Annotated in this window: 1 protein-coding gene; it reads right to left on the bottom strand. The window is 71.6% G+C overall.

All coding sequences use genetic code 11. The annotated features are described in order from the left end of the window. Positions 1-297: GntR family transcriptional regulator (locus ACKVMH_RS13620; RefSeq protein WP_412700681.1), on the bottom strand; the 297-nt coding region annotated here is incomplete at its 3' end. Between the last annotated feature and the right edge of the window lie 206 nt (positions 298-503).

Below are 503 nucleotides of genomic sequence, written 5' to 3'. Positions count from 1 at the left end.
GGCGGGTTCGAGCAGGTCCCAGCGCTGCTGCGGCGACGGCGGCGCGGCGGCGCCCGCGGCCACTGCCATGCCCTTGCCGCGCTGGCGCTCGAGCACGCCTTCGGCCTCCAGCTGGCTGTACGCCTTGGAGACCGTCATCGGGTTGATGGCGTGCGCGGCGGCGACGTCGCGCACCGACGGCAGCGTGGTGCCGGCGGCCAGTTGCCCGCCTGCGACGAGGCGGCGGATCTGTTCGGCGATCTGCCGGTAGATCGGCTGCGGGGCGGCGGGTTGGATGTGCAGCAGGGTTGCGTCCATGTGTATTACTACAACGATACACTTGGGCGATGTCAAGCACTTTATGTGCCGAGCCTCGGACGAAGGCCGTCCGGGGGGTCAGGGTGGCGGTGGGGTTGTTGCGCCGCCGGGGCGGCCGATCGCGATCAGCGGCAGGCCCCCGTGGCCGCGCAGTTGCAGCCATGGGCCAAGGTGCTGGCGCGCGCTGGCATGGCGCGTTTGGCGGT

The sequence above is a fragment of the Lysobacter zhanggongensis genome (assembly GCF_046638635.1).
Classification (GTDB): Bacteria; Pseudomonadota; Gammaproteobacteria; order Xanthomonadales; family Xanthomonadaceae; genus Novilysobacter; species Novilysobacter luteus.
Note: the sequence above shows the minus strand (reverse complement) of the source record. Positions and strands in the feature narration are given on the sequence as shown.